A 19,554-nucleotide genomic window follows, 5' to 3' on the forward strand; every position below is an offset into this window, starting at 1 on the left:
TTATCCGAACCGAAACCTAATAGAGGCAGCCGATTGGCCACTTTTAGCTTAGACTTAGCGCAAGACCGGTTACACCCGAAAGGTAGATAAAATTAAAGCCGCTAGGTCTGCAGTTTCAGTCCCGTTGATCGGGATTGGTGTTTGGCGAGCTGAATCGCTGGAAGGTACTGACAGTGATAGTTCGTTTCAGTCCCGTTGATCGGGATTGGTGTTTGGCGAGGTCAGCGGGGATCTCATCGTCACAGCTGCTGATGGGTTGTTTCAGTCCCGTTGATCGGGATTGGTGTTTGGCGAGAAAATACTCACGAGATCATCATTACGTTTGCAAAAGTTTCAGTCCCGTTGATCGGGATTGGTGTTTGGCGAGGGCCAGAAAGCACTAGATGGGATGTCAGCAAAAGAGTTTCAGTCCCGTTGATCGGGATTGGTGTTTGGCGAGAGTTAATTAGAGTTACAATACTCTCACTGTACACACGTTTCAGTCCCGTTGATCGGGATTGGTGTTTGGCGAGGAAGTAATGGAGTGTAACCCCCGTACTCTAGCTTTAGTTTCAGTCCCGTTGATCGGGATTGGTGTTTGGCGAGGGCTGGTAGAAATAAATCCAGATAATCAATTAATTCAGTTTCAGTCCCGTTGATCGGGATTGGTGTTTGGCGAGATCAAGCATTTGAGGGTATAAGTATATCTAATCTGTAGTTTCAGTCCCGTTGATCGGGATTGGTGTTTGGCGAGATAGAACGATATATCGACACACTCCCAGACGTGAGTTTCAGTCCCGTTGATCGGGATTGGTGTTTGGCGAGCATAGACCGGTGGGGGGTCAACCTGTAGATCCTTGTTTCAGTCCCGTTGATCGGGATTGGTGTTTGGCGAGCCCCACCTTTAAGAGGATGGGGGAGTGCTCAGAGATGTTTCAGTCCCGTTGATCGGGATTGGTGTTTGGCGAGCTCGCCTACAATGCCACAGTCTTTTTCACGATCGCGCAGTTTCAGTCCCGTTGATCGGGATTGGTGTTTGGCGAGCAAAGGTGCGCGATAAGTACGGGAAACCATGCATCATGTTTCAGTCCCGTTGATCGGGATTGGTGTTTGGCGAGTTTTTGAGTGCCTTATCTCAGACGGGTTTGAGAATGGTTTCAGTCCCGTTGATCGGGATTGGTGTTTGGCGAGTGGGCAGCATGATTGAACTTGGTCCCAATGGCACCTGTTTCAGTCCCGTTGATCGGGATTGGTGTTTGGCGAGACCGAACAAGGTTGGCAATGGTTGGCGCGGTAATGCGTTTCAGTCCCGTTGATCGGGATTGGTGTTTGGCGAGGTTCCATTTTGGATTGTTTTCATCACACACCTGCCGTGTTTCAGTCCCGTTGATCGGGATTGGTGTTTGGCGAGCCCACATCACATCTACCCAGTGGTGGGGGTCGCTGAAGTTTCAGTCCCGTTGATCGGGATTGGTGTTTGGCGAGAAACCTGGTCGCAGCCTGGACCATTTGCTCAAAGCGTTTCAGTCCCGTTGATCGGGATTGGTGTTTGGCGAGTGTATCGAGGAGCCGTGTGGGTATTGTCACTTGCCGTTTCAGTCCCGTTGATCGGGATTGGTGTTTGGCGAGCTTTTGGGGATTAAGGGAATCTATCTCAAGTGATGGTTTCAGTCCCGTTGATCGGGATTGGTGTTTGGCGAGCGAGGAGCCGACGACTGGGGATGATTTTCTTAAGGCCAGTTTCAGTCCCGTTGATCGGGATTGGTGTTTGGCGAGGTGTGAGCGCTGCCATGGTGCCAGTGAGGAAGAAGTTTCAGTCCCGTTGATCGGGATTGGTGTTTGGCGAGATTCCTGGCGAATGCTTTCCATAAGATCCAGCACTTGTTTCAGTCCCGTTGATCGGGATTGGTGTTTGGCGAGTTCTCGCTTCCTTCATACTTCAACCTTTCTTTTCTAAGTTTCAGTCCCGTTGATCGGGATTGGTGTTTGGCGAGATAGAAAACGGTATTCATCGGTATTGATAAGAAACGTTTCAGTCCCGTTGATCGGGATTGGTGTTTGGCGAGCATGAGAAATATGAGTTAAGGTAAAAGCGTCTCGCTCGTTTCAGTCCCGTTGATCGGGATTGGTGTTTGGCGAGAAAATCAGGTGGGCCGATAGGCGGGTCCGAAGGTGGGTTTCAGTCCCGTTGATCGGGATTGGTGTTTGGCGAGCATCAGGCCAGCTCAAAGCGTTAGACGTGCGGGTCGTTTCAGTCCCGTTGATCGGGATTGGTGTTTGGCGAGGGCAACTGTCAGCGCGGGGATTGCTGTATATTCAAGTTTCAGTCCCGTTGATCGGGATTGGTGTTTGGCGAGGTATATAGGGCTAGGCTTTTGGGTGCTCTATGGCAAGTTTCAGTCCCGTTGATCGGGATTGGTGTTTGGCGAGCATCGCCAACGTTATGGAGTCCAGCTGAAAGGCAAGTTTCAGTCCCGTTGATCGGGATTGGTGTTTGGCGAGCTGTGTTCACACCTAAGACCCTTACAGACTAGGGCTTTCGGGTTTCAGTCCCGTTGATCGGGATTGGTGTTTGGCGAGCTTAGATATTCCCGTGTTCGATAGTTCTCAAATGCGTTTCAGTCCCGTTGATCGGGATTGGTGTTTGGCGAGTTTCAATATAAGAATGTTCCAACACAAGCAGTAAGTTTCAGTCCCGTTGATCGGGATTGGTGTTTGGCGAGTTATCGGTCTCACTCACAATAGCAACAGGTTTAAAGTTTCAGTCCCGTTGATCGGGATTGGTGTTTGGCGAGTTGAGGATTTGTCTTTGCGATCGCATTTCCGCCAGGTTTCAGTCCCGTTGATCGGGATTGGTGTTTGGCGAGTTATCAAAATATCCATGGGCTTGGAATTAGGCCCTCGTTTCAGTCCCGTTGATCGGGATTGGTGTTTGGCGAGCCAACTGGGCGCAACCATCAACGAGTCCTTCTCGTTGTTTCAGTCCCGTTGATCGGGATTGGTGTTTGGCGAGGAGTTGACAAACATCTTTGAGCGCTTATTGCCGGTGTTTCAGTCCCGTTGATCGGGATTGGTGTTTGGCGAGCTATCACGAGATTGACGTAGACAAGGAAGTTAATCGTTTCAGTCCCGTTGATCGGGATTGGTGTTTGGCGAGCTGCAGATTGCTTGTGCTCGTAGCGATCCACTGCATGTTTCAGTCCCGTTGATCGGGATTGGTGTTTGGCGAGGACAGAAGCTAAGAAAGCTAATCTTTGCATAGTTGAGTTTCAGTCCCGTTGATCGGGATTGGTGTTTGGCGAGTTAAGGGTCAATTGGGAAAAACAGGAACTGGAGCAGTTTCAGTCCCGTTGATCGGGATTGGTGTTTGGCGAGGCGAGCCAAGAAAGGAACAGGGGAAAGAAAATACACTATTGTTTCAGTCCCGTTGATCGGGATTGGTGTTTGGCGAGAAAAATCTCAGTAAGCCATTGATGGGGAAAGAAAAGTTTCAGTCCCGTTGATCGGGATTGGTGTTTGGCGAGCGGTCTGACGGGACCAAACAGCTTGCAACTGCAAGTTTCAGTCCCGTTGATCGGGATTGGTGTTTGGCGAGCAGTTCCTCGCATGTCGTTGTTGGTGTCAATGGTGCGTTTCAGTCCCGTTGATCGGGATTGGTGTTTGGCGAGGTTAATTCTGGCCAATGCCCACTGCTCAGGAGAGAGTTTCAGTCCCGTTGATCGGGATTGGTGTTTGGCGAGGAAGCCAGGGGCAAATTGCGAGCATAGAAGGCAGAACGTTTCAGTCCCGTTGATCGGGATTGGTGTTTGGCGAGCGAAGATAGTCCAGACAAAGGTGTTGCTGAGTGGCTTGTAGTCAAAGTTTCAGTCCCGTTGATCGGGATTGGTGTTTGGCGAGCTAACGCGTGCCCGTCCTGCTCCTGCTCTTTTGAGGAGTTTCAGTCCCGTTGATCGGGATTGGTGTTTGGCGAGATGGGCAACTAGCTTTGCGTATGGCTTCCAGTATCGGTTTCAGTCCCGTTGATCGGGATTGGTGTTTGGCGAGCTGGGTGGCTGTGCTGTTTGAGTAGTTGGCGACGGTTTCAGTCCCGTTGATCGGGATTGGTGTTTGGCGAGCGTAATCGCACTTACGACCAAGCTGTAATCTTGGAGGTTTCAGTCCCGTTGATCGGGATTGGTGTTTGGCGAGGAGTATTGAGCCTAGCCATAGATATGTATACGTTGAGTTTCAGTCCCGTTGATCGGGATTGGTGTTTGGCGAGGCCAAGGCCCAGCAAGCCGAAAGCGAAAACAGCAACGTTTCAGTCCCGTTGATCGGGATTGGTGTTTGGCGAGCTTTCTTGTTTTGTTGCCCATCGGCTAGAATATCGTTTCAGTCCCGTTGATCGGGATTGGTGTTTGGCGAGATTTTCGATCCTAAAGTAGACTTTCCTACAGCAGAGGTTTCAGTCCCGTTGATCGGGATTGGTGTTTGGCGAGTCCGCGCTCTCAAAAGCTTGCTTGGCAAGCCTTTCACCCATACTTTTGGCAAAGGTCAAAACTATAGCGTGATTTAGCTTAAATTAGCTAGCAGCCAACTTATCCAAAGATTCTTAGAACTATTCAATTATCAAGGTTCTAGCCATTTGGCAAACCCCTAGGGAATTTGCCCTTGCTTTAGTCTGCCAAAAAAACGAGGTGTTGACACCAATAATTCAGGAAAATTAGCACTACAGTACGATAGCCGTCTGCTGACGAGGTTTCTCAGAACCATAGGCAATAGTTCGCTTGACTGCACCAGCATCTAGCACATACACCCGGACAGAATCCTCATCCGTCTTGATTAATGTTTCTATCTGAGTTTGCAATTTAGTAAACTGCATACCCGTTAGAAAACACTCAAATACACTGTACTGAGTCCAGGTACCATAGCCAGACAATAGTTTATGCAAACGATTACGACGTTTATTCGCCGCCTTAGAATCAGGTAGATCGTAGATGATCAAATAAAAAAGCGTCGCCATTACCGCAGCATCAACCCCTTATACTCAATTCCCTCCTGTAGATACTTTGCCAGCAATCGTGCCTGTAAAATAATCGCCCGTCGGTAGCTACACCGATAACCAAATGCGGGATGCTTAAACTCATCATTCATCTTGCGATCAAATGCCTGCAGAAAAGCTTTCCGAGCATTATCTGACAAACGATAAGCGCCCAAACTCTCAGTAAAGTCTTTTGGTTGAATTGCACGATTGTTGATAGCAGCCAAGACCAAATTATCAGCGACTAAGGGCCGAAACTCCTCCATCAAATCCAGAACCATCGACGGCTGGCCATGGTGAACCTCATGCAGATAACCAATGTAAGGGTCCAGACCAGTAATGTGAACCGCTGCCGTGACTTGACTTCGTAAAAGAGCATAAGCAAAACTCAACAGCGCATTTACCGGATCAGTCGGTGGCCTGCGATTACGACCAGTAAATCGCCAGGACTTAGCCAACATCGTAGACCAGCAAGCAAAATACTCGCGAGCGGCTAACCCTTCGATGCCACGCACTTTATCTAAAGTTTGTTGCTGAGCAACCATACCTTTACGTTGCTTCAGAGGATTATCCTTTTGGCCATGGCGATAAAGCACCCCATACTGATTATGGATTTTGGCCGTAATCATCGCCTTTACCAGGATTAAGCGTTGTTCAGTATCGCGATACATTCCATATTGAGCAAGCCGGAGTTGACCGTTACGCGAATGCCCCGGTAGAGCGGCACCTAAATATTTACCAAAGCTCGATAGGTAATGAACCGGCATGCCAAGTTCCAGAGCATACATCAAGGCATCGCCAGTTACTTGGGGATTTCCCATCAGCACGACCTGTTCTACTGTCTGGGCCGGAATTGATTGTTTTTTCCAAGTACCATCCTCTTGTTTTAGAGCAACGTTAAAAGCCTCGTATTTTTTACTGAGTACGGCATCCGGCTGCGTGATATAAAGAGAAGACATGAGATTGATGATTAATTTTTGGTTCGAATGGGTTGGGCGCTTAGAGCTTTAGTTTCTATGGGTAAACAAATATCTTGTAAGCTACAGGCTTGGCACTTTTTACGATGGTCTATGGGTACTGGAATAGGTTTATCAAGGGCAGCTTGGGCACTGACAATCGCTGTCTCTGTTGCTTGTCTCAACTGCTCAGTAAAGGGCACATGCTCACGTCTACGATTAGCATGATAAAAAATCTCACCATGGGCAATCTCTCGACCAGTGCGTTCTTCAAGGCAGAGGGCAGCAGCACATAGCTGAAAGTGATCGCTCAGGTGCTGACCCATGCGTCCTTTTTTATATTCGAGTGGTACGAGTTGACCATGGGTTTCTTCGACAGCATCGATTTTGCCGGAGACCATCAGGCGATCGCTCCAGACCCATTGTTGTTGGTAAATGCGGGTATCGCCTTCCTGACGAACCGTTTCTTCGTCAATGTTGCGATGTAGGTGACGTCCCATAACAATATGGGCATTGTCTTGCATTTCGCCAAGTTCGTATTCCAGATAAAAACGGCGTGGACAATATTCCCACGCATTCAAATATGCGAGGGGAAGATAATATTCACTCATGGTTACGGTGAAAGGGCAGCGACTAAAATGCGCATAAGGTCGTCTAAGTCTTCGGGGGCACGATAGCTATTTAAACCTTGTTCGATATGTTTGGTGTTACGGTCGAGCTGACCAAATTGCCAAACGGTTCCTGTGGTAATAGCACCCAGTAATACAGATTGTTTAGGTGTTTTATCCCATTGATCTAAAGCGATCATTTCTGCGACCAGCTGGGTAAAGCCGTAATCTAGATCTTGTCGCTTTGCTTCGATGACTAGCAATTCTGTTTGGGTTCTGAGTAAATAGTCTAGATAACCCTGAAGTTGGAGACTAACTTTAATGGGGTATTCGATTCGTAACTGGGCTTTTGTGTAATGGACTAACTCTGATACCACCCGTGAGATGAGTACTTCTCGTCTTGAGGTTTCGCTGGCCAGGTCTACGTAGGGTAGGATTTCTTCGATGCGATCGCATAGTTCTTGAATCCGGTCTAGTTCGCCTGGAAAGCGGGGTAGGTCTAGCCGTTTTCGGCTCAAGGTATAGCCTAGCTCCTGGGCCAACTCGTCAGCCGGTATCTTCAGGTCAAAGATTTTGCTAAAGGTATAAGACTGATCGGGCTTAAGCACCTGAGCCATGGTGTACTCCTTGATTTGCTATGGGCTTGATCTGATTTCATTATCGTTGTTTGAGGCGGGTTTGGCCCATTCCCATGGTGGTTTTACGGCCCACACCAGCGAAGTAGGCAAAGTGGGCTAATATACTGGCAATACGAGCCTGCTCTGGGTCTGGAAAGTGGTATTTGACCCAGCCAACTGAGCCGATTTGGGGACCACCTTCCATGCGGATGGCTTTGGTTTTGAGGTCATAGGCGGCAACCCAGCCGTTCCATTGGATTTTTGGCAAGGCTAAGGCTTCTGGGGCAAAAGTGTTCCAGCGTTTGAGCAGGCTGCCAAAGACGCTAGCGGCAAGGGGGAATGGTTGAATGTGCTGCTCTTGTTTGAAGCTGGTGGGTGAGAGAAATTCAAGGGTAATGTCCTGACCAAGACTGGGGGCTTTTGCTAAAAGTGAATACTGAGAAGAGCCGACATAAGGATGACTACCTGGCATGGCATATATTGCCTTGATAGAAAATGGGAAATCTATCATGACAACTTTCTCTAGCCCGTGATTTTCTAGTCCCTTTAGTAGGGGTGAAATCAGGTCTCCATGTAAGATGCCTGCTCTTAAGGTGAATTCATCACCCGCCTTGACAAAGTTTTTTTTACGTCGATGTCCGAGCAGCCCTGAAATGCTCATGGGAGCCCCCTGTATGTTGTGCACTTGACTACCCAACTCAGGATCAGCATTGCTTAGCCAGGTCATAATTTGAGCATGGGTGGCACGGTTTAGGTTTCTGGGTAAGGACCCTTGTTTTGATGCGACTAGCTGGATTGCGATCGCATGTAGATTATCTGATTCACTAAGCTGTGGCAGCATATCCAACTCCATAGGCTAAATCAGCCGGTAATTTTTTCCCGTCAGGCAATTGCCAGTAGGCTCCTTCTAGCTGGGCCTGACTCACGAGGCTCACAGGTGGCATCACAATGCGGTCATAGAGCTTTAGCTGGATCTGTGGTGGTAAATCCATGGGATTCAAAGGATGGGTGCAGACAAAGGTTCCTTTGTCTCGTTTGATATCGGCTAAAGGGATATATTTAACATGGATTTTCCCGGCCCATTTTCCTAATCGAATCCATTGCGGTAGAGTCTTTATCTCTAGCGCTTGAGGTGAGATTAAATACGTGCGGTAGGTGCTCCCCACCGCTAACTCTTTGGCACGACCAAAATTGATCGGATAGTTACGCTTGGCTCCTTTGGCTCCAAACTGTTTAGACTGGCCATAATAGGCAACCTGAGCCGCCTTAAACGTATTCACTTGATAGCTCCATCGCAATGGTTTTGCAGGCAAGAGATACAGCCCTGAACCATTCAGTTGCAATAGATTTTGCTCATGGTCTGGATCAAGATAGCCTGGTTTCTGAGCTGTCTTACCCTGCATCCGATAAGGACGGGGAATGTGAGTTTCTGAGAAAAAAGCATAGGTTAATGCCCAGTTATGTAAGTACTTCTCAGTTTCATAGAGGGTCCCCATCTCACGGGTGGCAAAAAACACATTGTCATGGAGTGTGAGATTGCATTGATAAATATGCATGTCATTTACTCCCTATTTTTTCTTTTTGCCTTTGGCCATGGCACCATAGGTTGTGGCATAGGCAGTGGTTTGCTCATACAGGGCCTGAAGCATCTCTCTGAGTTGATCTTCATCCTGATAAATAGCAGACACCTCCCCAAGTAACTGGGTTAACTTATCACCAATAATGACTTGATTCTTACGCACAGGTTCATTCTCTAATAGTGGCTCAATTTGTTCAGTTGCACGTTGGCAGAGTGTGTCAATTGGTGCTGATAAATCTGACTTACTGGCATCGTATAGGGCCTGGGTAAAATGTAAGTTACTGAATATTTCACCATCGGTAAACGCAATACCAACAATGTGATTTTTGACCGTTCCAGTTCGAGTCTCTTGGGCACCATACCGTCGCGTGCGCAGTAAATTACCCAATACATATATAAAGCTCTCTAAAGTCGCATCCTTAAGCGTTTCAACCGTTGGAAAGGTAACTTCAGGTAAAATATGGTCCAGCTCATTAATAGAACTCCGCATTTCGCCCTTTTCACTCATGGTGCCACCTTCAAACGGTGCATTAAAGGTAAAACTTTTGTGAGAGGTTTCGTAAGGGCTTAGCGAAAAAGCGGAATCCGAATAAACCTTAGAGCGTTCAGAGCCGCTATCACCAATGGCAAAGCCGTAGATAATGCAGTCTGGGCAATGCTTACAAGACTTTTCACCATTGTATTCACAATATTTTGCTTTATCAGTTTCGTCTGCACTGGTCAGTTCCAATGCCCTTAGCAGTTCTCTTCCAGTTAGCCGTTCTGGTGTGGTTTGTTTCCGTTTGAACATGACTAAGCGGCTAATTGTCTCTTTAGTATTAGCGCCAGCTTGTGTTCGGGCTGTATTTAGCACACCATCCGTTTGGAAGACTGGAAATGACTGACTGTGCCGCAACATTAAAAAGTGAATGTATTTACCAGAGGCAAGGCGGGGAAAAGCACTATGAAATTCAGGTTTTAAGGTTTCGAGAATAGACATAACAAAAAGTTCCTTTGATGAATTTTGATGGGCTTATTTAGCCAAAGTTAGGCTGCTGATTCAGTTTCTGTCTCTGATTCAGTTTCTTGCTGTGCGTCTTCTAAATTCAGTATCAGATAGGCGAATTCAACGCCAGACTTGATTCTGTTTCGATTTTCTTGAAGTAAGGCAATATCTTTTTGATACTGCCCCTTAAACAACTGCTCGACACAGGTGGCCATAAATTGTTGGATGGCTTGCAGTTCCTGCGCTTTGCGTAGAGCAATGTCTTTAGACTTATCCAGCAAGAGTGGTCTGGTATAGACTTCTTGCCGCTCAAGTGCATCTTTAAGCTGGCCAGATCCCTCTAAAATTAAATCCTCTTCGGGTAGATCGGAAGGCACTGACAAAATAGTGTCGAGGGCTTTTGTCAGAGGCAGCAAAATTGCATGGCTTGAAGCGGTGCTACGGACTTTATAAAATTGTCGATATTCTTGGGCTAACCGTTTAACGAGAGATATCTGTTCTTCCATTATGGCATCTCCTTGAGACCAAAGTTGAGCATATTCCCAATAGCGTTGAGCGTCGTCTGGTGTGGGATCACGTTTTCGTTTACGACAGCCCGATTCCGCCAGACTAAATAGGTTCAGTACATTACTCATTAGCTGTCGGGCAGTATCTGGCAAGGCTCGCCAGCGTGGATCTGGTTTATCGGCCTGATTTTCAAGATGAACACTGTAGGCGATCAGTAGACGCTGCATAAAATCTTCGATGCGTTGAATATGTCCCTGGTGATGTTCCTCTAGGTGAATAGCATCAGGTAAGTTTAGGACACTCCAAAAGTTGGCAAGCCCATCTAGCTTGATAGATTCTCTAAAATCGTTGTCACTTCTATATAGGGGTGTTTGGCTAGCAGTTGCCACAACTTTAATCCCTAAGAACTTGGCAATTACGAGGGATAGAAAAGCAGGCTCTGCCCAAGCATCGGTGTGAGTTTTACCGCGTGTAGTGGTATAGCTGATGCCTAAGAAAGGCAAATCTTGTCCAGCATATTTTTCATCATTAAATCGCCCCTCTTCAGGCTCTGTCTCCGAAAGCCATGGATACTGTTTTAGGGCATTAATATCTAAATCATGCTCAATCAAGAACTTATGTAATTCCCAAAAGTTAACTCGCTTAAGGTCATTGACTAATACACGCACTGCCTTGGCTACCTGAGGCGAGTACACATAGGCAGGGTACATGTACAGGAAGATAGGCTGCTGGTCTTCCATTTTGCCAGAGGATACAGCCCATTTTGACTGCCGTAAAAGCATTTCAAGAGACCATATTTTGGAAATGCCTCGCTTGATTTGTCCACCCCCCAATGGATTCTTATTACTGTATTGCTGAGGCTTAAAGAGCACTACAGAGTCCATCTGATCTTCTGAAATAAACTCACCTGAACTTAGAGAGCAAATGGGCTGCTTGGAGCCTTTAGTTTTAGCAATGGTATAGCGTTCTAGTTCCTGCTGAAATGAGCCTCCTACACTATCCCAACCAGATATTTCAAGATACTGGTCGAGATAACTGAGAAAAGCCTCTTTGGTTGGGTTAACAGTTTCGGGTAATAGTTGTTTCTCTGTTGCCCAATCAGCAAGAGCTTTAACAAACTCCTCTAATATTTCAGAAAACTGCTCTGTATCCAATGTTTGATGTTTTAGAACATATTCAGCAGCAGCTCGATACCAACCATAGTTAACACCACCTTTTTGTACCTGGGTTTGTTCAGGCGTTATTTCATCCTGGATTTTTAGCTGCTCTAGAACCCATGGTGTAAATTCAGGAGTTTTACTAAAAAATTCCTTTTGAACAAGACCAATAAGCTCAGCTAAACGGTCACTACGGATGTCAGCCACCGTACCAAGTCGTGCTCGCTCAGTTTCACTTAGTTCCAGGCTGTCAAGTCGTTTTGGTGTTGCTGGGGACTTCTCATTTCTGACTTTAGCTGTAATGACCTCTGGCAACCCTCGAATGAGTTGCTCGGGGGAAAATAGCTCTAACGTTTGGGGTGATACCTTGACTCCTTTGCCATCACGTTTGAAGCCAATATCCCCCCCCAACATGGCACCAGATAATAGTTCTTCTATAGAGTTCCATAGAGCATGTTTAAGGTGGTCAGGTTCTGGTACTTCAGTTTTCTTGGGAGCTAAGTAAACGGCCCCTTGAGCAAAATATAAGATAGGCTGCCAGTCTTCCTGTGCAGTAAAAGCTAAAACAGCATTATGGATACCATTACTTAAAATGCCGGTTACATCCCGCAGGCGATGATAAACAAGCTTCCCTGAGATCCCGAGACTATCTAAGTGATCTCGCAGCCGATCCTTACGGGTAGTTGTTTCAACTTCAGCAGGATTAGTCATATGGACTGCCACATCACCAAAAGCAAGTAGTGGTCGTAATGGCTTGAGCAAGCGACGGTCACGTAACTTAAAGTCTGGCCAATTGCGTGGGGCTAAATTAGTACCATGTTTGCCCTGAGTATTTTGGGCCAGGAATCCAATCTCTGAGACGTAGTCTTTCCACTCAGGCCAAAAACTTTCAAAATTGAGCTTTTGTCCCATTTCGTGACAAAGTGCCAGGATACTATCTACTTCATAAGCTTTGGGTGGATCATCTTCTTCCCCCTGGCAGTATTTGTTATAATCGTGCAACGTTAAGCCCAGGCACAGCAATCGTTTTTCGGTATCCGTTAAGTCATTGTCTGGTAAAAATGGAATCAGGTTCCAGGCGGTTAGTAAACCGTTAAGCACATGTACAAGCAAGCTCTGATCAGCACTGTTGGCCCATCGTTGTGCTGTTTCTTCTGCATAGGGATGTTTTTTACGAGTTAAGCGATCAAGATGTACCTCATAGGAGCCACCCAAAGCAGTAATAGAGCCAAATTCCTGTTCCATTGCAGGCAGAACCGTATCAATGAACTGTCGAAAAATAGGATCAGTATCAGCAGCGAGGGTGTTAATTAGTAGCGTTTGTAATAGAGTTGCCATAACATTTTTGGAAGGAGTGTGTAGGACTGTATTAGAAGAAAAGAGAACCTGCTTGTCGACAGAATTTAGTTAAGCGATGGTGTTTTTCGAAGGCTTTTAGCAAGAGTGCGTCTTGATTAAACGCACAGGCATAAGACTGTTCAGACGCATCTGTCAGATGATGTAATCCAAATAGAGGACTAAGGCGCAATGCTTTGACGATATCCCAATGGGGCTGGCGTTTTCCCAGTGGAATAAGAAAAGCTAAAACCTTCTTTTGACTTAAGGCGCGAACGATTTCAATTTGTGGATGTTCTTCAATCCGCAGACCTTTGATTTGGGTTAAATCACAACATTTCAGTTCACTACTATCTCGATTGCAACTTAAGCGAATATGTAAACGTTCATCCAACCATTGCTGAACCTTGATATAAACTTGGGCATAGCTGAAAAACTCTTCCCCATATCCGGCTTCTTCAGCAGCCGTTAAAAAGTCAGATTCTTCAATAATTTCTACATGGGTATAGGGCAATAGCCTGAGCAAATCGTATGTGTAAAAGCGATGATCGTCCCATACAGCAGCTTGTAACGTTGTACCACCTCGAAATCTCAAAAGTTCTTCCTGGGTAGCTTTACCAATAGAGTTATTACCCTTGGCATGCCAACATTTGCGGGCACCCTCTAATTTGGCTTCGCTATAGACTGGGGTGAGAGCGGAGAGGATGCGATCGCAAACCGGCTCCATCACTTTTTTCTCGCTATTATTTCTGTCTCGCTGTATTTGCGTCAGCATTCCTTGAGCCTGTAGTGCTCCCCACTGTTGACGATATTGTTCAAACTCCTTCGGTTCTTCAAAGGCAGAGCGAATCGCATCATTAAGCGTTTGTCGCTCAATGGTAGGGCTCTCGCCTAAAGACTCTGTAAGCCGTGAATAAATCCAGGGTGCATGACCAGGCAACAAACAAAATGCATGATACTTTTGAAACCCTTGATGACGCCCTAGCCTCCCCAGCCGTTGAATAACAGTTGCCGAATTACTACTCTCAAAAATCAACAGGTGAATCTTAAAATCAACACCCACATCCACTGCAGATGTACCCACAACAAGAACAGGGTGTGGAGAATCTTTTAACTTTTCCTGTGTCTTGCGCCGTTCTTGTCGATCAATCCGTCCACTGATTTCAGCAATTTCGAAATTATCAGGCAGCAACGTTTTCAATAAACGTACAACCCTCCCTGCCTGAGCCACAGAGTTCAAAATCAGCAGACCACGACCTTTAGCTTCAGCAAGCAATAAATTTTGGAGTAGTCCCACATTATCCTGCAGCCAATCTAAGATTCCTTGCTGTGGTCTCAGTTTTACAAATTCCAGCTCCACAGGCTGCAAAATTGGTCGATACCCTGGCTTCGCTTCGCTAGCGTACTGCCCGGAAATGGACTTTACCTTAAATCCAGACGATTCTAACTGCTTAATAAATGTCGTTTTAGGTGTTGCCGACGTAAACAGAAACTTACGCTTTCCCTGAGCAGAGGCTCGTATAAAACAGAGACTGTTGAGTACAGCCGCTTCCTGGTGAGGACCAAAGATATGAAACTCATCAAAGACCCAATAATCAGGAAACGTGGCCATCAACATGGGTAATTCCGCATTGTCATAAGCTGCATTTCGATACCGAAAATGCAGCATCAGATGAAACAAGTCTGGATTTGTTAATAAAACGGGTTTATGTTGAATCGTCAGTTCCAATTCACGAAAGCGATTTCTGTCATTCGCCTTTACCCGACGAGCTAATTCCTGTCCGTAGAGCAAATCAATCCGCTTTTGTGGATTCAGACCAAATTTTTCATGATAATCCTGCTGTCCCCGTAGCTGGTCTTCAACTAGCTCATTGGTTGGGTATAGACCCACCATGCGATATTGCGAATCGAGCAAAATAGGCAAACTTGCAGCCAAGGATTTACCATCACCCGTCACACTCGTATTGAAAATAATGTCAGCCTCACCATCAAAAACGGCGGCGGCAGTTTCTGCCTGATGACTTGATAGAGGACAGCTACAGTCAGTGATTGGCTGAAATGTGGAAGATTTTTCAGTAACCTGGCATGATTGCTGGCAACCCAAGGGACAGGCCCCAATACCTACATTAACTTGTGAATAGAGTGGTTTGACTAGAACTTTCATGGCCCTTATCCGTGCTTGCCACATCCTAGACCCTTTTATAAAATAGATAACGCCATATTTTGGCTTTATCTTAATTTGTTTTTCGAACTCTCTAGTTATTCTGGGAGTCAAAGCGATGCCAGCAGGATTTAATCAACTGAAATTTGCGATCGCAATTCTTCAAAAACTTGCAGAGAAACCATATTTTCCTAGAGTGTTAAGTGAAGAGTTGTATGCCTTCCTGGAAGGAAATGGTCAATCTACAGATGATGTAAACCGTAAAGTTGGCCGCATGATTGCCAAGATGCGGGATTGTGGGTTTGAAATTCGTAGTGCTCCCAATCGTCCCTACGAATTAGTCCAATCGAGCTTTCCAGTAATTCTTACCCCTGACCAGCGAGAGGCATTAGCACTGGCCGCCTACATCCTTGAAGACATGGGGTTCTCAAGCCAAGCTAGCCAAATACTTCAAATCTCAGGCTTCGAGAAAAGCCAATTACCATCACAAGTAAAGGTTAACTTTAGCCCTCCAGTAGACTACGGAGAAGATCGCCTAGATACCGTTGTCCAAACCCTGCAAGACCGTTTCCAAAAACGTCGCCGCTACACCATTCGTTACCGCAGCAGTAGTGGCAAAGAACGCCCCTGGGATCTAGACCGCTCAGAACTACGATTACACAATGGAGTCCTTTACTTATTTGCCTATGCCCCAGACTTCTCAGCTTATAACCATGATGTCGAAAAAAATCAGATCTTTCGAGTTGATCGCATTCTGACCGTAGGAGCAGCCTCCAATATCCCCTGGGGTAGATTGACATTTCCAGCCATCGACTTAACCTACCGCATGGCCGGACCACTCGGCAGGTATCAACCACGTCGAGCCAATGAAACAGTTATTAAACGAGATTCTGCTAAAACGCCTCAATGGGTTGAAATCAGCACAAAAGAAGAATCTTTATTCTGGTTCCGCCAGCGTCTACTCCAGTATGGAGAGAACATACGGCTTCTAACACCAGAATGGTTTGTCAAAAAGATAGCAGCTGAGATGCTCCGTTCTGCCCAGAATTACCAGGCTCATTGAGCTAAGTTTCATGGAACAGAAAATTTCTCCTGCCAATAGTGGGAGTTTTGCATTTCTGCCACCAACAGTGGCAGATTTAGAATTTCTCGCACCATTGGTGCGAGTTTTTAATCAGACCAATCACAAAGGAGTTATGGATCGCCCGAAACAACCCAATGCCTAAACTTCATCGCCTAAATAGCTTTGCATAAAGGCATTTGCTGACTCAGGGTTTAGACTCTTCAATGCCCTAACAATCTCAACTACCGTTTCAGCCGTCGGATCACGCTTCTCATTTACCCAACGGTAAACATTATTGCGCTCCACATTCATCGCAACCGACAGACTATATTGACTAATTTCATAGGTCTCAAGCACTTGCTTGAGCGCCTTTCCCGCTTTTCCCATGAGGCCATACTGTCAGAGGTTTTCACCCCCGTAAACAGCCCAATGGTTGACAGTCGTCCTAATGGCCGTCTAATTTGATTCAAGACATCCAAATGGACGACGTTTGCCATGTACACCAGCTTTCTGACTACACCCGCTCTAACCACTGAAATAACCACCCCTGAATCTGCCCTGCAGCTCTACTCAGTCCCCAAACCCGACCGCGAGCCCGTCAAAATCCTGATCATCGGCTCCCAATCAGCCGTCAACACCATCATCCACAGCCTCCACCATCACCACTTCGCCGAACCATTTGAGTGGACTCAATTCCTACCCACCGATCGCCCCATCCAACCCCAACTCCACGAATCCATGCGCGCCCTAGTGAAATATCTGCCCCGTCAGTAAACTAGTAAAAGCTGTTCGCTTATAGTGTCCGTACACATTTAGCTATTTCAAACCACTTATCAAAGGCCAGTTCCTGTCAACATCATGAACCCAACAAACATGGCAGAAGGCATAAACCCTTTACCCACAGAAATTCAAGATGTTGTACAACGATGCAAAGAAATTCTTGAGCAGCATTATCAACAGCGTCTTATCGATTTATTTCTTTATGGTTCCGCTGCTAGACAAGAACTCACACCTAACAGCGACCTCGACTTGCTAGTTGTACTGCCCGGTCTCTTTGACCATGGCCAGGAACTGAGAACCATTGTGGACCTACTGTATCCCCTACAGCTAACGGCCAGTCACTGGATTTCCGCCAGCCCAGCTGAAACCGATCAATTTCTAGCGGATGCTAATCAGCTATATCGAAATATTCATCGAGAAGGGATAAAACTGTGAACTATCCCGATGAAATTCAAGCCAACCTAGAAAGAGCAGATGCAGCACTGCAGGCTGCGCAAGTCCTGTTAGACAACCAATTGTTAGATGATGCTGCCTCTCAAACTTACAGCGAGATATCACCGTCATTCGAGCTTAGTGCCCACATACCTATTCCTGCTCTCTCAGCTGACTCTAATCTTTAGTCAGTGAACTCTAATCTCTGGGGATTAGCCTTGTTCTAGAATCTCGAACAAAGCTAATCCCCTAGAGGTCTATCTCCATGACTACAACTACCCACCCCCTGGCTGAGCAACTGGCAGAATATCGTGCTGGGTTTCAGCAAAAGGTGCCCCAGGATGCCCAGAACACCATGGCCGCCGCCACCGATGCCCTGGAAGCCTCAGGTATTGTCAATCAAGCACTGACCGTTGGTGACCAGGCTCCTAACTTTGAATTGCCCGATGCCACTGGTAAAGCCGTGCGCCTCAGCGAACTACTCAAGCAAGGCCCTGTCGTCATTAACTTTTATCGGGGTGAGTGGTGCCCCTACTGCAATCTAGAGCTGCGGGCATTTCAGAACCTATTGCCCGAGTTCAAGCAAGCTGGTGCTAACCTGATCGCTATTTCCCCAGAGCTGCCCGATCACTCCCTTAGCGTGACCGAGAAGCACAGCCTAGAATTTTCTGTTCTTAGCGATGTGGGTAACAAAATCTCACGCCAATATGGTCTAGTGTTCACCCTAGATGCATCTCTACAGCCCCTTTACCAGAGCTTTGGAATTGATATTCCCACTAACAATGGTGACGACAGCTATGAGCTGCCATTGCCCGCTACCTATGTGATCGACCAGGCCGGTCGCATCCGCTATGCCTTTGCTGAGGCAGATTATACCCAGCGAGCCGAGCCCCAGGATGTGTTGGCCGTAGTCAAAGAACTGGCTTCATAGGGCAGCGGTCATCATCTTTTTGCCATCTGAAAAGCGATAGGGACCATCAAACTGACCAACATATAGGGTGTGAGAAACCAAGTTCTCATGGGTCCATACATGCAGTTGGTAAGCGGGTGGTTCCATGACAAACTGGCTGGGTGCATCAGGGGTGAAGTCCAGCCCGCTTTGGTGCACTAGGCTGGGCTGACTACTGGCGATGGTGCCCGCCCAGGGACAGTAAATGGTGCGGTGCAAATGACCACAGCTAATGCGTTTTACCTGAGGGTGCTGGCTGATGAGGTTAGCCAATGCCCCATGGCCTTGACATCGCTTGCGATCCATCCAGGGAATGCCTGTGGCAAAGGGAGGATGGTGCATAAAGATCAATGTGGGTGTAGCTGGGGCCGCTAACAGTTGTTGCTCTAGCCAGGTCAGGCGCTCAGGATCAACACAGCCACTCCCTTTACCAGGAATAATGCTATCGAGCATCAGCATCTGGATCGGGTAGCCTTCTACTGTATAGCTCAGATGAGACTTTTCCTTGGCCAGATAGGTGTGGCTGGCAAACACCTGTTTTAGGTGGTTGCGATGATCATGGTTGCCCGGCATCAGATAAACGGGACACTGGAGCGGTGCGAGCATTGTTTTTAATAGCTCATATTCCGCTATGGTCCCGTCTTGGACTAGATCTCCTGAGGCGATCACTATGTCTGGTTGTTGTTTGAGTCTACTCAGGTGGGCAATGGCTTCGGCCACCAGGGGTGTGGTGTCGACAACGCCATAGACTAATTTGCCGGATACTTGAACATGCAAATCGCTAATTTGCGCGATGATGGTCATGCTACGGGTACCTGACAAATGGCTGCTAAAATCGGCTGAAAATGCTCTAGATCTGGTGTTTTGAGATCTTTTACCTTAGCCAAATCATCCCAGCGACGCAGCTTTACAGCACTCTGGGCATTGGGTTGGGCGATAAAGGCATCTGCCATGGCCTGGGAGAAGATGCCTCCCTGGAGTTCCAGGCTGAGTTTTGATGCCGGTGAGAGACTATCCCAATAGGTGTTATCTACTGCGCAGAGATAGCGTTTGGCTGCCACGTGTAGACGAATGGGGGTGGTCACCGTATCTGGAAACAAGGCTTCTAAAACAGGGACTGCCCGATATTCATGGCGATCGTCAATACCCAGCCGTGCTGGGTCGTCACCTAGATAATGAACCAGGTGCCCCAAGTCGTGAAGTAGACAGGCAGCAATGAGTTCTGGAAATTCGCCAGCGTCTTCTGCAAACATGGCGCACTGGAGGGCATGTTCGAGCTGGCTGACGGCCTCGCCACCGTATTGGGCTTGGCCTCGGGTGCGGTAGAGATCGAGAATTTGGTTCAGGGGGATATTATTCATGGGATAAGAGAGAAAGGGGAACAGGGGAGGTAGGGGACAACCTATTGTGTGGGGCCGTTCCATGG

The 19,554-nt window shown here is 47.1% G+C and carries 18 protein-coding genes and 1 CRISPR repeat array; of the genes, 6 read left to right on the top strand and 12 right to left on the bottom strand.

Annotated features, from left to right (window positions below; all coding sequences use genetic code 11):
- Positions 1 to 112 precede the first annotated feature (112 nt).
- A CRISPR array of direct repeats spans positions 113 to 4,457; the repeat unit is 37 nt; unit sequence GTTTCAGTCCCGTTGATCGGGATTGGTGTTTGGCGAG.
- Positions 4,458 to 4,687: 230 nt separating this feature from the next.
- From cas2 to cas3, 9 genes are read right to left on the bottom strand one after another with little or no spacing between them, the layout of a single operon-like run.
- On the bottom strand, positions 4,688 to 4,981 hold the full coding sequence (cas2, locus tag IXB50_RS04455; RefSeq protein ID WP_215607743.1) for a CRISPR-associated endonuclease Cas2: 294 nt from the start codon (positions 4,979 to 4,981) through the stop codon (positions 4,688 to 4,690).
- The gene (cas1d, locus tag IXB50_RS04460; protein ID WP_215607744.1) at positions 4,981 to 5,958 is read right to left on the bottom strand and encodes a type I-D CRISPR-associated endonuclease Cas1d; all 978 of its coding nucleotides are present in this window, start codon (positions 5,956 to 5,958) and stop codon (positions 4,981 to 4,983) included. Before cas1d ends, cas2 begins: the two co-directional genes overlap by 1 nt.
- 11 nt (positions 5,959 to 5,969) lie before the next feature.
- On the bottom strand, positions 5,970 to 6,566 hold the full coding sequence (gene cas4 / locus IXB50_RS04465; protein ID WP_215607745.1) for a CRISPR-associated protein Cas4: 597 nt from the start codon (positions 6,564 to 6,566) through the stop codon (positions 5,970 to 5,972).
- 2 nt (positions 6,567 to 6,568) lie between these two features.
- Positions 6,569 to 7,180 (bottom strand): hypothetical protein, encoded by a 612-nt coding sequence (locus tag IXB50_RS04470; protein WP_215607746.1) that lies wholly within the window; start codon positions 7,178 to 7,180, stop codon positions 6,569 to 6,571.
- Between the two features lie 40 nt (positions 7,181 to 7,220).
- On the bottom strand, positions 7,221 to 8,021 hold the full coding sequence (cas6, locus tag IXB50_RS04475) for a CRISPR system precrRNA processing endoribonuclease RAMP protein Cas6 (RefSeq protein ID WP_215607747.1): 801 nt from the start codon (positions 8,019 to 8,021) through the stop codon (positions 7,221 to 7,223).
- A complete protein-coding gene (gene cas5d, locus IXB50_RS04480) occupies positions 8,005 to 8,736 on the bottom strand; it encodes a type I-D CRISPR-associated protein Cas5/Csc1 (RefSeq protein ID WP_215607748.1) in 732 nt (243 codons plus the stop codon). Before cas5d ends, cas6 begins: the two co-directional genes overlap by 17 nt.
- Positions 8,737 to 8,748: 12 nt before the next feature.
- Positions 8,749 to 9,738, bottom strand: coding sequence for a type I-D CRISPR-associated protein Cas7/Csc2 (cas7d, locus tag IXB50_RS04485; RefSeq protein ID WP_216867586.1), 990 nt, complete (start codon positions 9,736 to 9,738; stop codon positions 8,749 to 8,751).
- 47 nt (positions 9,739 to 9,785) lie between these two features.
- Positions 9,786 to 12,746: a type I-D CRISPR-associated protein Cas10d/Csc3 gene (gene cas10d / locus IXB50_RS04490; RefSeq protein ID WP_215607749.1), complete on the bottom strand. Its 2,961-nt coding sequence runs from the start codon at positions 12,744 to 12,746 to the stop codon at positions 9,786 to 9,788.
- A gap of 31 nt (positions 12,747 to 12,777) precedes the next feature.
- Positions 12,778 to 14,907, bottom strand: coding sequence for a type I-D CRISPR-associated helicase Cas3' (cas3, locus tag IXB50_RS04495; RefSeq protein WP_246564086.1), 2,130 nt, complete (start codon positions 14,905 to 14,907; stop codon positions 12,778 to 12,780).
- A 115-nt stretch (positions 14,908 to 15,022) separates the two neighbouring features.
- Between cas3 and IXB50_RS04500 the strand changes: the two genes are divergently transcribed.
- The gene (locus IXB50_RS04500; protein ID WP_215607751.1) at positions 15,023 to 15,967 is read left to right on the top strand and encodes a helix-turn-helix transcriptional regulator; all 945 of its coding nucleotides are present in this window, start codon (positions 15,023 to 15,025) and stop codon (positions 15,965 to 15,967) included.
- A gap of 10 nt (positions 15,968 to 15,977) precedes the next feature.
- Positions 15,978 to 16,130: a hypothetical protein gene (locus tag IXB50_RS04505; RefSeq protein WP_215607752.1), complete on the top strand. Its 153-nt coding sequence runs from the start codon at positions 15,978 to 15,980 to the stop codon at positions 16,128 to 16,130.
- On the opposite strand, the gene IXB50_RS04510 is transcribed toward IXB50_RS04505, so the two are convergent.
- Complete coding sequence (locus tag IXB50_RS04510; RefSeq protein WP_215607753.1) at positions 16,127 to 16,354, bottom strand: helix-turn-helix domain-containing protein; 228 nt, start codon at positions 16,352 to 16,354, stop codon at positions 16,127 to 16,129. The genes IXB50_RS04505 and IXB50_RS04510 overlap by 4 nt on opposite strands.
- Before the next feature lie 108 nt (positions 16,355 to 16,462).
- Here IXB50_RS04510 and IXB50_RS04515 point away from each other — a divergent pair, with 108 nt between their 5' ends.
- From IXB50_RS04515 to IXB50_RS04530, 4 genes are all read left to right on the top strand, one after another.
- Positions 16,463 to 16,741, top strand: coding sequence for a hypothetical protein (locus IXB50_RS04515; RefSeq protein WP_215607754.1), 279 nt, complete (start codon positions 16,463 to 16,465; stop codon positions 16,739 to 16,741).
- A gap of 84 nt (positions 16,742 to 16,825) precedes the next feature.
- Positions 16,826 to 17,182 (top strand): nucleotidyltransferase domain-containing protein, encoded by a 357-nt coding sequence (locus tag IXB50_RS04520; RefSeq protein ID WP_215607755.1) that lies wholly within the window; start codon positions 16,826 to 16,828, stop codon positions 17,180 to 17,182.
- Positions 17,179 to 17,367, top strand: coding sequence for a hypothetical protein (locus tag IXB50_RS04525; protein ID WP_215607756.1), 189 nt, complete (start codon positions 17,179 to 17,181; stop codon positions 17,365 to 17,367). The genes IXB50_RS04520 and IXB50_RS04525 overlap by 4 nt, the downstream gene beginning before the upstream one ends.
- Before the next feature lie 77 nt (positions 17,368 to 17,444).
- Positions 17,445 to 18,110 carry a peroxiredoxin-like family protein gene (locus IXB50_RS04530; RefSeq protein WP_215607757.1) on the top strand — a complete coding sequence of 222 codons (666 nt, stop codon included), beginning with the start codon at positions 17,445 to 17,447 and terminating at the stop codon, positions 18,108 to 18,110.
- On the opposite strand, the gene IXB50_RS04535 is transcribed toward IXB50_RS04530, so the two are convergent.
- Together IXB50_RS04535 and IXB50_RS04540 are read right to left on the bottom strand one after the other, a co-directional pair.
- Complete coding sequence (locus IXB50_RS04535) at positions 18,105 to 18,932, bottom strand: phosphodiesterase (RefSeq protein ID WP_215607758.1); 828 nt, start codon at positions 18,930 to 18,932, stop codon at positions 18,105 to 18,107. The two genes, IXB50_RS04530 and IXB50_RS04535, sit on opposite strands and share 6 nt — an antisense overlap.
- A complete protein-coding gene (locus IXB50_RS04540) occupies positions 18,929 to 19,489 on the bottom strand; it encodes a phosphonate degradation HD-domain oxygenase (RefSeq protein WP_215607759.1) in 561 nt (186 codons plus the stop codon). Before IXB50_RS04540 ends, IXB50_RS04535 begins: the two co-directional genes overlap by 4 nt.
- Positions 19,490 to 19,554: the final 65 nt, after the last annotated feature.

The sequence above is a fragment of the Leptothoe spongobia TAU-MAC 1115 genome (assembly GCF_018739885.1).
GTDB classification, from domain to species: Bacteria; Cyanobacteriota; Cyanobacteriia; order Phormidesmidales; family Phormidesmidaceae; genus Leptothoe; species Leptothoe spongobia.